The organism is Flavobacterium ichthyis, from assembly GCF_009915155.1.
GTDB classification, from domain to species: domain Bacteria; phylum Bacteroidota; class Bacteroidia; order Flavobacteriales; family Flavobacteriaceae; genus Flavobacterium; species Flavobacterium ichthyis.
This window is the reverse complement of record NZ_JAABLM010000008.1, coordinates 156035-170967: the sequence shown is the minus strand read 5'-3', so window position 1 is coordinate 170967 and position 14933 is coordinate 156035. Positions and strand designations below refer to the sequence as shown.

The 14933-nt window shown below is 35.3% G+C and carries 12 protein-coding genes and 1 other RNA gene; 7 read left to right on the top strand and 6 right to left on the bottom strand.

Annotated elements, in window-relative coordinates:
- The coding region (locus GV828_RS08465) for a PorP/SprF family type IX secretion system membrane protein (protein WP_166537046.1) at nt 1-307 on the bottom strand (307 nt) is incomplete at its 3' end.
- Nucleotides 308-328: 21 nt separating this feature from the next.
- On the bottom strand, nt 329-5176 hold the full coding sequence (locus GV828_RS08460) for a choice-of-anchor L domain-containing protein (protein WP_166537045.1): 4848 nt from the start codon (nt 5174-5176) through the stop codon (nt 329-331).
- Between the two features lie 512 nt (nt 5177-5688).
- On the opposite strand from GV828_RS08460, the gene GV828_RS08455 reads away from it, so the two are divergent.
- The 4 genes from GV828_RS08455 to GV828_RS08440 all read left to right on the top strand — a co-directional run bounded on the left by GV828_RS08455 (nt 5689) and on the right by GV828_RS08440 (nt 9745).
- Nucleotides 5689-6198 (top strand): SixA phosphatase family protein, encoded by a 510-nt coding sequence (locus tag GV828_RS08455; RefSeq protein WP_166537044.1) that lies wholly within the window; start codon nt 5689-5691, stop codon nt 6196-6198.
- Complete coding sequence (ppk1, locus tag GV828_RS08450; RefSeq protein WP_166537043.1) at nt 6176-8314, top strand: polyphosphate kinase 1; 2139 nt, start codon at nt 6176-6178, stop codon at nt 8312-8314. The genes GV828_RS08455 and ppk1 overlap by 23 nt, the downstream gene beginning before the upstream one ends.
- 203 nt (nt 8315-8517) lie before the next feature.
- A complete protein-coding gene (locus GV828_RS08445; protein ID WP_166537042.1) occupies nt 8518-9408 on the top strand; it encodes a Ppx/GppA phosphatase family protein in 891 nt (296 codons plus the stop codon).
- A gap of 19 nt (nt 9409-9427) precedes the next feature.
- Nucleotides 9428-9745, top strand: coding sequence for a hypothetical protein (locus GV828_RS08440; protein WP_166537041.1), 318 nt, complete (start codon nt 9428-9430; stop codon nt 9743-9745).
- Between the two features lie 5 nt (nt 9746-9750).
- Here GV828_RS08440 and GV828_RS08435 read toward each other — a convergent pair whose 3' ends face one another.
- The 4 genes from GV828_RS08435 to GV828_RS08420 form a co-directional block, all read right to left on the bottom strand.
- Nucleotides 9751-10368 (bottom strand): DNA polymerase III subunit gamma/tau, encoded by a 618-nt coding sequence (locus GV828_RS08435; RefSeq protein ID WP_235935437.1) that lies wholly within the window; start codon nt 10366-10368, stop codon nt 9751-9753.
- 26 nt (nt 10369-10394) lie between these two features.
- Nucleotides 10395-11480: a DNA polymerase III subunit gamma/tau gene (dnaX, locus tag GV828_RS08430; protein ID WP_166537040.1), complete on the bottom strand. Its 1086-nt coding sequence runs from the start codon at nt 11478-11480 to the stop codon at nt 10395-10397.
- 76 nt (nt 11481-11556) lie between these two features.
- Nucleotides 11557-12633, bottom strand: a complete 1077-nt coding sequence (locus tag GV828_RS08425) for a DNA topoisomerase IB (protein ID WP_166537039.1) — start codon at nt 12631-12633, stop codon at nt 11557-11559.
- A 66-nt stretch (nt 12634-12699) separates the two neighbouring features.
- Entirely contained in the window at nt 12700-13005 is a 306-nt protein-coding gene (locus GV828_RS08420) for a hypothetical protein (RefSeq protein ID WP_166537038.1), read from the bottom strand.
- A 143-nt stretch (nt 13006-13148) separates the two neighbouring features.
- On the opposite strand from GV828_RS08420, the gene rnpB reads away from it, so the two are divergent.
- The 3 genes from rnpB to rsmD all read left to right on the top strand — a co-directional run bounded on the left by rnpB (nt 13149) and on the right by rsmD (nt 14932).
- Nucleotides 13149-13470: RNase P RNA component class A (gene rnpB / locus GV828_RS08415), an RNA gene on the top strand.
- A gap of 68 nt (nt 13471-13538) precedes the next feature.
- Nucleotides 13539-14348, top strand: a complete 810-nt coding sequence (locus GV828_RS08410; protein ID WP_317163816.1) for a DUF3822 family protein — start codon at nt 13539-13541, stop codon at nt 14346-14348.
- The gene (gene rsmD / locus GV828_RS08405) at nt 14348-14932 is read left to right on the top strand and encodes a 16S rRNA (guanine(966)-N(2))-methyltransferase RsmD (protein ID WP_166537037.1); all 585 of its coding nucleotides are present in this window, start codon (nt 14348-14350) and stop codon (nt 14930-14932) included. Before GV828_RS08410 ends, rsmD begins: the two co-directional genes overlap by 1 nt.
- Nucleotide 14933: the final 1 nt, after the last annotated feature.

The following is a 14933-nucleotide window of genomic DNA, read 5'->3' as shown; positions in this document are numbered from 1 at the left end:
AAATATCTGCCGAAATTGCGTTTTCGTCTGTTGGACCAATTCTATCGTTGACAAAGGAAAGTCCAAGCCCTAAATTAGTGTTGTTAATTGGGGTGTTCATCGAAAAGGCGTTAGTGGTTGGAGCACCGTCGAGGCCAACCCATTGGGTTCTGTGCAACCCGAAAAAACTCATCGCACCGCGACTTCCCGCATAAGCCGGATTAATATTGATGGTGTTGTACATGTATTGTGTGTACTGTGCATCTTGCTGGGCGAAAGCGGGGGAGAAGCCTGCAAATATCAAGAATGTGATTATTTTCGTTTTCATTGTTGTGGGGTTTTTATTCAATTATCGGTTGATATAAAGGTATCCGTCTCGTTTCTCAGTAGAACCATTTTCTAACTTATATTCTAAAACATAGAAGTAGGTACCTGCAGAAAGACCAGCGTTTTCATTAAAGGTTGTTCTTCCTTCAGAATAACCTCGGAAAACCTTTGTATTGTTGTCATAACCTTTGGTTTCCCAAACTTTTAAGCCCCATCTGTTGAAAATTTGAACAGAATTATCTGGATAACATTCAATTCCAGAAATAACAAATTCGTCATTAAATCCATCATTATTTGGAGTAATTGCATTAAAAATTTCGATAGTACAAATTGGTAAAACAACACATTCATCATTAACATTCATATTTACTTGATAAGTTCGTGGACAAGCGCCATTTTCTACAATGTAGGTTAGGTTATAGTTTCCAATGGTAGTTTGAGATGGTGTAAAAACACTTCCGTTTAAACCGCCCGAGTTATCAGTGTCTATCCAATTTCCGGTAAGTTCAACTTCGCTACCTAAATAAGTAAATAAATCTACGCTCGAATCTTCAATACAAAGTTCTGCTTCAAAAGTTTGAGTTGCACCATTTACAGAAACATTAATTGTTTGTGTAATGGTGTTGCTATTTCCACATTCATCAATGGCAATCCAAGTTCTTAAAATGGTATATGATGATTCTGTTTCATTCTGAATTTCTTCGGTGAATGTCGTATTGATATTTGTAGAACAGGTGTCAGTAAAGATTAATTCTGGAGCTGCCGGAATTTCCTCACAAATCACATCTATTTTAGGATCAAATTGGGTATTAGTTATTGGAGCCGAATTGTCTTCCACAGTCACAATTTGCGTATGCGAAACCGTATTGCCACAAAGGTCTGTTGCTGTCCAAGTTCTTGATAATGAATAATTTCCAGCGCAAGTTCCGTTAGTTCGAACTTCTTCAAAAGTTACCGAAGCTGTTCCACAATTATCCGAAGCTGAAAGCGTTGCCGCAACCGGAACTGCATCACAAGAAACGGTTAAATCTATTGGTAAAGTTTCATTAAATGATGGAGCCGAATTGTCTTCCACGGTTACAATTTGCGTATGCGAAACCGTATTGCCACAAAGATCTGTTGCTGTCCAAGTTCTTGATAATGAATAATTTCCAGCGCAAGTGCCGTTGGTTCTTACTTCTTCAAAAGTCACCGAAGCCGTTCCACAATTATCCGAAGCCGTTAATGTTGGAATGGTAGGAATTGCATCACAAGAAACGGTTAAATCTATTGGTAAAGTTTCGTTGAAAGTTGGAGCCGAATTGTCTTCCACGGTTACAATTTGCGTATGCGAAACCGTATTGCCACAAAGGTCTGTTGCTGTCCAAGTTCTTGATAATGAATAATTTCCAGCGCAAGTTCCGTTGGTTCTGGTTTCTTCAAAAGTTACCGAAGCCGTTCCACAATTATCCGAAGCCGTTAATGTTGGAATTGTAGGAATCGCATCACAAGAAACGGTTAAATCTATTGGTAAAGTTTCGTTGAAAGTAGGAATTGAATTGTCTTCCACGGTTACAATTTGCGTATGCGAAACCGTATTGCCACAAAGGTCTGTTGCTGTCCAAGTTCTTGATAATGAATAATTTCCAGCGCAAGTTCCGTTAGTTCTTACTTCTTCAAAAGTTACATTTGCAGTGCCACAATTATCCGAAGCCGTTAATGTTGGAATTGTAGGAATTGCATCACAAGAAACGGTTAAATCTATTGGTAAAGTTTCGTTGAAAGTTGGAGCCGAATTGTCTTCCACGGTTACAATTTGCGTATGCGAAACCGAATTACCACAAAGGTCTGTTGCTGTCCAAGTTCTTGATAATGAATAATTTCCAGCGCAAGTGCCGTTATTTCGAACTTCTTCAAAAGTTACCGAAGCTGTTCCACAATTATCAGAAGCTGAAAGTGTTGCCGCAACCGGAATTGCATCACAAGAAACGGTTAAATCTATTGGTAAAGTTTCGTTGAAAGTAGGAATTGAATTGTCTTCCACGGTTACAATTTGCGTATGCGAAACCGTATTGCCACAAAGGTCTGTTGCTGTCCAAGTTCTTGATAATGAATAATTTCCAGCGCAAGTTCCGTTAGTTCTTACTTCTTCAAAAGTTACATTTGCAGTGCCACAATTATCCGAAGCCGTTAATGTTGGAATTGTAGGAATTGCATCACAAGAAACGGTTAAATCTATTGGTAAAGTTTCGTTGAAAGTTGGAGCCGAATTGTCTTCCACGGTTACAATTTGCGTATGCGAAACCGAATTACCACAAAGGTCTGTTGCTGTCCAAGTTCTTGATAATGAATAATTTCCAGCGCAAGTTCCGTTGGTTCTGGTTTCTTCAAAAGTTACCGAAGCCGTTCCACAATTATCTGAAGCTGAAAGCGTTGCTGCAACCGGAATTGCATCACAAGAAACGGTCAAATCTATTGGTAGGGTTTCGTTGAAAGTTGGAGCCGATAAATCATTAATTGTGAATGTTTGCGTAAAACTTTGGGTCACACAATCAGTCACAACATTGAATGTTCGGGTAACTACTGTCGGGCACGAGCCAGTTTTTGTGTCGTTATACGTAATTGTATGTGCAACCGCTGAGTTTGAGGTTGTTCCTCCAGCACTTAAAAATTGTGCTAAGGTAATTGAAGTGATATTTGTATTAAAAGCAAAATCAGTAATGCTGTTTTCATTACAACCAGCGAGCGTCTTATTCGGAGGTCCTGTTAAAGTAACTGGCTGATTCACGTTTACATTTACTGTAGCGCAAGTCGAAATACCACAAGCATTTTCCCAGCGAACAAAATATGTTGTTGAAATAGTTGGGGAAGGAATCGATAAATTATTTCCTGTACCAATAAGTGTTCCGCCACAACTTCCGGTAAACCATCGGAGATTTGTTCCTGAGCCTCCAGTTGCTGACAAGATAATGTTTCCTGAATCTGAAGCACAGAAATTATTGCGATTCACGTTAGCAGATGTTGGCGCTGTTGGAGCTGTTCCAACATTTACAACTACCTGATCAGTAGAAGCACATTGTCCGTTAGCATTGGTTACTGTAACTGTATAGGTTGTGGTAGTTGTTGGCGATGCAATAGGATTTGCAATATTATTGAAATTTAATCCAGTGGAAGGACTCCAACTATACGAAACTCCTCCTGAAGCGGAAAGTTGCGTATTTCCACCAGAACAAATGGTAACATCCGAACCAGCATTTGCTACAATTGGAGCCGGATTCCCGATGGTTGCTGAACGAGTCAAATTTCCTAAACAACTTCCAGGATCTTGAACCGTAACAGTATAATTTCCTGGAGCAAGATTGGTAAAGTTATTTAAACTTTGCCAAGTTGCTCCATTATTAATTGAATATAGATAACTTCCAGAACCACCTGCAACATTTACCGTCAAAGTTCCATTGCTTTGTCCGTTACATTGCGCATTTGCAGGAGTTACAGTAATAATATAATTTCTTTCATAAATATTAATGACACTCTCAACGAAAATTTCTTCTGGTGAACAAGGACAACTCGTAATTGTTCTCACTATAAATGTTTCACCGTTATCCGAAATTCCATCGGCAATAGCCGTGTAAGGAATGTCTACAAACGATTGACCAGCCGGAATAGTTACTGACGTAGGAAAAGGAGCACCTCCGGTAGTTTGGATATCAACACCGTTAGTAAAAGTTCCAGATAGTAATAAATTTACAGTCAATGGAGCGGACAAATCTGTACCTAATCTTTGAACTCTAAACTTATTATTACAGCCTTCAAAAACATTGTTTTCTCCAGAAACGTTATTTCCAAAATTAGTAAGCGCAATATTTTCAGCATTAAAACTTCTCGCTGCTAAAAACACACCAGCGTCCCATTTTTGGTCAGATGCATCTCCTACAGCTAATTTTATTCGATAAGTTGCGCAGCTGTTAACAGGATATGTTGCCGTTAAGATAACCGTATTTCCGTCAAATTGGGTGGTCAAAGATCCAGCTGGATTGTTTACATAATATTGGGAATTTTCAGCTGGGAAGGTTGTATTATTTACATTTGTTCCAGATGGATGTATGGTATTTACTGAAATTGGAATATTTGTATTGGGAAGAGTTGCAAGATTTACAGCGTTATTTTGATACGGTCCGCTAATTCCAGGTCCTGAAAGAAAAAATCCAAAAGCATCATTAAATTGAGTTTCACAATATTCAATATATTCTTCAGAAGAAAATACATATTTAAATTCCAAAGTATTTCCTGCTGGAACAAAATCAAATTCTAAGACAGAAGCATCATAAATTCTTCTTCCAGAAATTGTTCGTAAATCAGGATCAGAGGCATTAGCCACCATTTCGTCAGAGCGTGAGCCCGAATTATTAGGTCCCATTGCAGAAGATGCCAATCCGGTAGTGAGTAACAAACCTTCTTGTATCCCAAATGTTGAAGTCGCTTTCGTAAAATGTGCTAATTGGCGATTACCTGGAGTGGAACTCCATGTGTGGTTTGCCCAATTATTGTTGTCATAGCGGTAATAACCAAACCTCACATTACTTGCTTGTAAACAGCCTGTAACAAATAAATTTTTTACCAATTGTTCAGGAGAATAAGCATTGTACGTTGCATTTTCCGCCACTGAAATGGAACCGGCAATCGCATAGCTTTGGTAATTGAGGTCGGAACTTTTTTTAGATTTATTAGCAAATTCAGGGTACAGAATGTTAGCTTTTGCACTTCTTTCTTTCACAGAATCCTCCATACTTGGAGCAGTTTGTCCAAAACCACTTTGAACAAAGGCAAATAAAAACATAATAATTAAGGAATTGAACACAATGTTCAAGCCCTTGGCACGTTTACTAAACATACAAGTTAATTTTTGGTTAGTTGGTACTTAAAAAAACAAAAATGGAGTAGAGACGAAAGTGGGGGACTTTGATACTCTTGGCAGCAAATGTAGGATTAGCAGTTTCACATAACGAATTTTATCTGCAAATAACCTAAAAAGTCGTTTAAATGAATATTTCGCTCTTTTTAAACCTATTTTTTAGATATATTGCAATATAATTCGGTAGGTATTCTTTTTTTTATGTTAAAGAAATTATAACAAAAAAATAGAAAATGAAACACATTTGTGAACAATATAAATAACCAAAAGATTCTTAAAATGGTATTTAATTTTGGTCATTAATATTATACTATTGGAAATTATAACATAATTTTAAAATAAGTAATTCAAATTTATTTCAATTTTTAGACAAAAAATAAAATTTACAGCGATTTTTCGATAAAAGTGTGAAAAAAATCTATGAATTAAACTTTTTTTTGTACTTTGTTTGTGATTTGTAAATAATTTCCTCAACTAAAACCACTCAAATCATGAAAACGATTACCTTAATTAGACATGCAAAGTCTAGTTGGGCTACCCAACATTTAGACAAACAAAGACCATTATCAAGCAGAGGCATTTTAGACGCACATAAAATAGCCGAAGAAATTCAGTTATTTTTACCAAAGACTTTTACAATATATAGTAGCACCGCAAAACGTGCGACCGAAACGGCAATGATATTTACGCAAATTTTTTCTTGTCCTATTGAAAGCATTATCTTTTCAGATGATTTATACACTTTTGACCATTTGCAATTAGAAAAATTTGTTAAATCGTGTGAAGATAGATATGATAACATTATTCTTTTTGGACATAACGATGCTATAACAAATTTTGTTAATAAATTTGGAAACAATTTTATCGAAAACGTTCCAACGTGTGGATGTGTATCCATTAATTTCGAAGAAAATTCTTGGCAAACTATTGAAAACGGTAAAATCCAGAAAGTAATTTTTCCGAAAGATTTAAAATATTATGATTCAATCAACCGAGTATAGATACATTGACAGAGAAAAAAGCTGGCTTGCTTTCAACGCACGAGTTTTACAAGAAGCTGCTGACAAAGATGTACCACTATTAGACCGATTAAGATTTTTAGGAATTTTTTCAAATAATCTTGACGAATTCTTTCGGGTGCGATTTGCTGCCATCCGAAGACTTAGCAATGCTGGGATTTCTGGTGAAAAACTTTTAGGTGGTATTTCCGCACAACAACTCATTAAAGAAATTACCGAAATTGTAATACAACAACAATCCGAAAGTTTACGCATTTTAAGTAACATAGAAAGCGAACTTGAAAAAGAAAACATTTTTATTATTAATGAAAATGAAATTTCTCCCGAACAAGCAAATTACATCAAAGATTTCTTTATCCAAAAGGTTAGTCCTGCATTAGTAACCATTATACTAAACGACTTAGCCGAATTTCCGTTATTAAAAGATACTTCGGGATATTTGGCTGTAAAATTAGTAATGACAAAACCAAAAGCTACTACAAAAATCGTAGTTAACGACACCATTTTAAAAATAAAGAAAGAAAAGAAAGACACCCGTTACGCAATTATCGAAATACCCAAAACAATCAACCGTTTCGTAGTACTTCCATCAAGAGATAAAAAAAAGTTTGTGATTTTGCTAGACGACGTTATACGATACAACCTAAATAGTATCTTTAATATATTCGATTACCAAAGTATTTCGGCACACATGATAAAAATCACTCGAGATGCACAGCTCGACATCGACAGTGATTTAAGTAAAAGTTTGATGGAAAAAATATCTTCTAGCGTAAAAGATAGAAGAATTGGCGAACCCGTTCGTTTCGTTTACGATCAATCAATTGAAAAAGACACCCTCAAATTTTTCCTAAATAAAATGGGAATCGACTCCACAGATTCCATTATTCCAGGCGGAAGATACCACAACCGTAGAGACTACATGGATTTTCCAAGTTTGGGAAGAACTGATTTGTTGTACCAACCCAATATTCCACTTCCAGTTGATGGCCTAAGCCTTGAAGGATCGATGCTCGATAAAATTGCCAAAAAAGATTTTTTAGTCAACGCACCTTATCAGTCATTTTCCTACCTCATCAAATTTTTACGCGAAGCAGCACTCGATCCAAAGGTAATGTCCATCAAAATTACCCTGTATCGTTTAGCAAAAAATTCCCAAATTGTCAGTTCGCTCATCAATGCAGCTAAAAACGGAAAAAAAGTCACCGTTCAGATCGAACTTCAAGCAAGGTTCGACGAAGCCAGCAATATTTCGTATGCAGAACAAATGCAAACCGAAGGAATCGAACTCATATTTGGCGTAAAAGGATTAAAAGTGCACAGTAAAATATGTTTAATAGAACGTCTCGAAGAAGGCAAAATAAAACGATACGGACTGATTTCCACAGGAAATTTTAACGAAGCTACCGCCAGAATTTATACTGATGTCACCCTCTTTACCAGCCACTCTAAAATACTAAAAGACGTATCAAAAATATTTGATTTTTTTGACATTAATTACAGAGTTCATCGCTATAAACACCTAATCGTTTCCCCACATTACACAAGAACCAAGTTCGAAAAATTAATCGACCGCGAAATCGAAAACGCAAAAAAAAATATTCCTGCCTACATCAATCTAAAAATGAATAGCCTTTCGGACTATGATATGATTGCCAAACTATACGATGCCAGCAATGCCGGAGTAAAAATTCGATTAGTAGTTCGCGGCATCTGCTCACTAATTCCAGGCGTTCCCGGAATGTCCGAAAATATCGAAGCCGTTAGCATCGTGGACAACTACCTCGAACATTCCCGCGTTTACATTTTTGGAAACAATAATAATCCCGAAGTTTTCATTTCCTCCGCAGATTTCATGACCCGAAACATCGACGCAAGAGTAGAAGTAACCTGCCCAATTTACGACGAAAATATTAAAAAAGAACTCATCGAAACTTTCAACATCGGCTGGAAAGGAAACGTAAAAGCCCGTTATCACTCCGAAAAATTAGACAATAAATACCGACTTCGCGGTAAAAACGCCGTTTTCAGAGCACAAATTGAAACCTATAACTATTATCGAAATAAAATTACCGTTATCGATCCCCAACATTTATAAAATTTTTATGGGCCCAATTCCGGCTATCCGCTTCAATCTTTTTGTAAAAAAAAAATTTTTCTAAGCACCTGCAGGAGCTTCCGCTGGTCGCTCTGCAAGCACAAGAAAAAAATAATTTTTTTTTACAAAAAGGATTTCCGCTACTATCCGGGGTCCGAAAAAAAAACTACTACCAATCAAAAACCTACTAAAAAGAAAAAAAAATGCTCACAATAAAAAAATATGCCGCTATCGATATTGGTTCAAACGCCATGAGATTGCTCATCAGTAACATCGTAGAACAAGAAGGTAAAGAAACCCAATTCAGCAAAAGTTCCCTAGTTCGAGTACCCATTAGGTTAGGACAAGATGCATTTACCGTAGGTGAAATTTCCGAAGAAAATATTTCCCGAATGATTGATGCCATGAAAGCATTCAAACTACTCATGCGTGTTCACAAAGTGGAAAAATATATGGCTTGCGCCACATCGGCAATGCGAGAAGCATACAACGGCAAAGAAGTAGTGGAACTTATCAAGAAAAAAGCCGAAATAAAAATTGACATTATTGACGGCAAAAAAGAAGCCGCTATAATCGCTTCAAGCGATTTGCATCACTTAATAAAAAGCAATGAAACTTATTTATACGTAGATGTTGGTGGCGGAAGCACAGAATTTTCATTATTCAACGAAGGAAAAATTATTACTTCAAAATCTTTTAAAGTAGGAACGGTTCGTTTGCTCAACAATATGGTTAACGACATAGTTTGGCAAGAAATCGAAAAATGGATTAAAAACATTACCGCAGATTTTGAAGTAATTAATATGATTGGTTCGGGTGGAAACATCAATAAAATTTTTAAACTTTCGGGCAAAACCCAAGAAAAACCATTGTCATTAATGTATCTTAATTCGCAATATACGGCTCTAAATGCCATGACTTATGAACAAAGAATCGCCGAATTAGGCTTAAATGCCGATCGAGCCGATGTAATAATTCCTGCCTTAAGAGTGTACATTAACGCAATGAAATGGAGTGGCGCAAGAAATGTTTATGTGCCTAAAATAGGTCTTTCCGATGGAATTGTAAAAGCCATGTATTACAATAAAATTTAATTTTAAAAAATTAAAATCTATGAAAAATAAAAACCTAAAATACAGTTTGATTGCCTTATCGGTATTGATTTTGGCATTATTGTACGTGTATGTTTTTCCAAACAAAACTCCTTTTAACGAACCCGGAAATTTCTGGAAAGCTTCGAGTAAACCAGTTTTAGGTGATGTTGTTCATATTTCAAAAGAAGAAGCTAAACTTTATAACGATACGCTTTATGTAAACGAAATTCCCAGAGCATTAATTATAAAGGTAGAAAATAATTTTTGGGCGGGAACGCGAACCTTGGAAATTAAAAACTTGCAAACTGGAAGCACCGGAACTTATGTAGAGAAATAATTGATTTAAAAATCAAGGTCAAAAGTTTTACGAAGCAAATCTAAATTAGGATTAATTTCGTTCAACCTGTTATATTTATCTTGCGGTGTGAAAGCAAATTTGTTTTCAACGGCTTCATTTACAATTACCTCAATATCAATGTCATAGTTGTGTAATTTTCCACGAAGATGTCCCAATAAATCGTGTTTTGCTGATTCAAATTCAATTTTAGAACCCTCATTTGGCAATTCATAAATAATTGTTGTCCCTCTAAGAACAGGGTCATTAATTGTCATTAATGATTCTAAAATTTTCTGACCTTTGTCTGCCAGTTTATGAGCATATTTATTCCATTGTAACAGCATATCGGTTTCAGAAAAAGGCTCTTTTGGAAGTTCTTTATCGTGACGGACAATTGCACTATTGGCTTTTTCCATTTCACGTTTTGCCTTAATGCTCGAAAGGGATAAAGCTGAAACTTTTACTGAATTTCCTGAAATAGTTTCAACCGGAATATTTTTAGGTTCTTCTACAGAAAAGTTAGCAATACTAATTTCCGGATTTTTATTTTCTGGCGAGATAGTGGTGTTTTGTGGTGTTTCAACTATAACCACTTCAGGAGATTTTACGGCAATGTCTAACATTCTGCCATAAAAATATTGCGCTGGAATTATAAAGCCGTCAACTTTTTTTTTTCTCCATCGTAATTGATGGAGGCCAATTGCATCAGGCAAAGTTCTACCAGTAACCTTTGATTTTGGCTGGTTTTAAATTTTAAATCGCAATTATTTGCCAGGTCAATTCCTTGTAATAAAAATTCGTGAGACGCTTTCAATGTTTGCGTAGCATACAATTTTTGGGCTTGTTCGCCAGCTTCAAGAAGTTCTAAAGTGCTTGGTGTTTTGGCAACTAAAAGATTTCGAAAATGCGATGCCAAACCGGCAATGAAATGATGTCCGTCAAAACCTTTGGCTAAAATTTCGTTATAAGCAATTAATATTTCCGGGATTTTATTTTCTAAAATTAAATCGGTTATATTAAGGTAGGTTTCGTAATCGAGTACATTTAAGTTTTCGGTTACGGCTTGGCGGGTTAAATTTTTTCCTGAAAAACTCACCACACGATCAAAAATCGATAACGCGTCACGCATGGCTCCATCAGCTTTTTGGGCAATGATATGCAAAGCATCATCTTCAAAATTAATTCCTTGACTAGTGGCTACTTCCGCCAAATGATCTTTTGCATCTTTAACGGTAATTCGTTTAAAATCAAAAATCTGACAACGCGATAAAATAGTAGGAATGATTTTATGTTTTTCGGTCGTTGCCAAAATAAAAATGGCGTGTTTCGGCGGTTCTTCTAATGTTTTCAAAAAAGCATTAAAAGCAGCCGTTGACAACATGTGAACCTCATCAATAATATACACTTTGTATTTTCCGGTTTGCGGCGGAATTCTTACTTGGTCTATTAAATTTCGGATGTCTTCTACGGAATTATTAGAAGCGGCATCGAGTTCAAACACGTTAAAAGCAAAATCCTCAGTTGGATCATCATAACCTTCTTGATTAATTTTTCGGGCTAAAATACGGGCACACGTTGTTTTTCCAACTCCTCTCGGGCCTGTAAATAATAGGGCTTGAGCAAGATGATTATTTTCTATTGCATTTAGTAAAGTATTCGTAATGGCTTGTTGCCCCACGACATCTTTAAAAGTTTGCGGACGATATTTTCTGGCTGATACAACGAAGTGTTCCATAGAATTTTGCTGGACGACAAATATAATTGGAAAATTTCAGCTATAAAAAGAAAAAAGCTTTTTTACCTAAGATTTTTTATCCAGCCACTTCCGCAATAGTTTCTTTTTTTAGCAACCTAATAAAGGCTTCTTCTTCCGGATTTAGTTTATTATTTTTTTTATTGGCTTTTAACTTATAATCGTGGATGATTCCTTTTTCATAAGCTGAAATCACAGTAGGATGAATATAATATTTTCGGCAAACGGTTCGTGTATTTCCTAATTTTTGACAAACTGAATCAATTACTTCCACAATTTTTCTTTTGCAATCCGTTTGAGTTTCGAACGGCCCGATTTCTTGAAAAGCAAACATTGCATTCACACTTCCAGCCCAAACCCGAAAATCTTTTGCCGTAAAATCTTCGCCAGTAATTTCTTTTAAATAATGATTAACATCACCGGAACCAATGGAATGGTGTTTTCCATCGTCATCATAATATTGAAATAATTCTTGACCGGGAATTTCTTTACATTTTTTAACCAAATTTGCTAATTTTTTACTTTGTAAACTGATTTTGTGTTTGACGCCTTTTTTGCCTACAAAGTCGAACATTATAGTAGATTTGTCAAACTTTACGTGCTTATCACGAAGAGTAGTGAGTCCAAATGAACCATATAATTTTTTATAGGCATCATTACCAATGCGAATATTAGTAACTTCGATTAATTTAACAACAAGTGCCACAACTTTTTCATATGGAAGTCCTTTTCTATTCAAATCTTTTTCAACCTGACAACGAATAGTGGGAAGCGCTTCGGCAAAACGACGAAGTCTAAAAAATTTCGATTGATTTCTAATCTTGTTCCAATTTGGGTGATACCGATATTGTTTTCTGCCTTTGGCATCAATACCAGTAACTTGTAAATGCCCATTTTCATATGGACAAATCCAAACTTGTTCCCAGGCTGGTGGAATCACTAATTTTTGAAAACGGTCTAAAGTATTTTTATCGGAAACTATTTTATTATTTTCGTCTAAATAAGAAAAATTACCATTTTTTTTAACCCGAAAAAAACCTTTCCCATTTGCAGGATAATATCTTAATCCTACAGCTTTGGCAGTAATTTTCGGGTCATTTCCTATTTTTAAAAGTTTCGCTTCAAGACGATTCATATCTAAAATGAAAGGTTTCAAGTTTAAAGTTTAAAGTTCTAACTCCAAACTAAAAACTCCTAACTATTAATTATTTTGTCTTCCTTGAATTACCAATTCATGTAGGGTTTTAGCCGCTTCATCTTCCGAAAAAGCTAAATCGCCCGAAACATAAACGCCTTTTTCTCCTTTATCAGATTTAATACCGTAAACTGTAGCTTCGTCTCCTGGATCTGTTGCACCTTCATATCTATAAATATGAACAATTTCAAAACAGTCTTTACAGCTTTTGATTCTGTCAGCCTCAAGATTAAAATCTACCGTAAAACCTTTGTCTTTAAGTTCCTGTAATGCTTTAGATACTGTTGCGTAGTGATACATTTGAGTGTCCATGATTTCTTAATTTTAAAGTTAGTTTTTATAAAAAGAAAATTAGTCAAATTATCGTGCTTAAGCATTATATTATTTCGCTACAATTTTATATCATCGTAGAAATACAGAATTATTTTTTTAAAAAAATTAGTAGTATTTTTGCAAAAGCAGACCGCCTTATCGCCGCCAATTATGGGGGAGGAAAGTCCGGGCACCACAGAGTAGCATAGCGGGTAACGCCCGTCATTCGTCACGGCGAAGAGGACAAGTGCAACAGAAAGTATGTACAGGTAATGCTGTAGTGAAACCAGGTAAACTCTATGCGGTGAAATACCAAGTATATCGGCTCCCGTTTTGGCGGGGAAGAATTACTCGTTCTTTGCCGAAGGGTAGGTAGATTGAGTTCTAAAGTAATTTAGAACCTAGATAAATGATAAGGGAACAATTTATTGTTTACAGAACCCGGCTTATAGGTCTGTTTTTTTTTTTTTTGAATAATTGCAAAACATATTAAGTTAATCTTCGACCTTAAACATTAAATCTGTTACCTTAAAGTGACTGACATTACAGAAAAAAAATATAAAAAACTTGTGATTCAGGTTAGCCTGAACGGTTTTTCGTTTTGTGGAATTGATACGTTAACAAAAAATATAAATTTTGTTTACGAAGTAGATTTTGCACAATATCATAAATCCGCAAGGGTAGAAGATTATTATAAAAAAGCCTTTTTAGAATATGATGAATTAACGGCTACTTACGATGAAGTGTTGGTAATTCACGAAAATAATCTTTCGACTTTTGTACCGAAACCGCTTTTTGACGAGAATTATTCTGGGAATTACTTACAATACAATACTAAGGTCTTTGAGTCAGATTTTTTTGCTCATGATGAATTAGACGCTTTTGAAATGGTAAATGTTTACATTCCGTATGTGAATTTCAATAATTATTTGTTAGATCAATTTGAAACTTTTGAATATTTTCATGTCAACAGTATTTTGGTGACCAAGTTGATGGAAATTTCTAAAAATACTTCCGAAAAACAAATGTTCGTTCATATAGGTAAAGATCATTTTGAAATTGCCGTAATTGAAAATCAAAAATTGCTCGTGTTCAATTCATTCGATTATCAAACCAAGGAAGATTTTATTTACTACATATTATTTACAGCAGAACAACTTCTGTTAAATCCGGAAACGTTTAAATTGACACTTTTGGGACAAATTAGTGAAAACGATAATTTGTATAAAATTGCCTATAAATATGTACGAAATGTTTCTTTAATCAATATTTTTCACACCCAAAAACACAACAATTTTTCTAGCGAAGAAAATTTGAAACACTTTATTTTGTTCAATACCTAATGAGAATTATTTCCGGAAAATACAAAGGCAGAAGAATTTCGCCACCCAAAAATTTGCCCGTTCGTCCCACGACCGACATGAGCAAAGAAGCACTTTTTAATATTTTGAACAATTATTTTAATTTTTCTGGATTAAAAATTCTCGATCTTTTTGCCGGAACCGGAAACATCAGCTACGAATTTGCTTCGCGGGGAAGCGAAAACATTACTTCCGTTGATGCCGATTTTGGTTGCGTAAAATTTATCAAACAAACTGCTGATGAATTTGACTTTAATATTTCTGCCATAAAATCGAATGTTTTTCAATTTTTGGAAAAAGCCAATTCTCAATATGACATTATTTTTGCCGATCCACCTTATGGATTGGAACAAAAAGATTTTGATAAAATTGTGAATTTGGTTTTCGAAAAAAATCTGCTGGACGAAGAAGGCATGATGGTTATCGAACATTCTAAATACACCCCATTGAAACACATGGCGAATTTTTCATTTGAAAAAAATTATGGCGGTTCGTATTTTTCTTTTTTTGAATTTGAAAATGAGCCTGACGACGAAACCGATTTTGGAGGTGAAGACGAAATGTAAA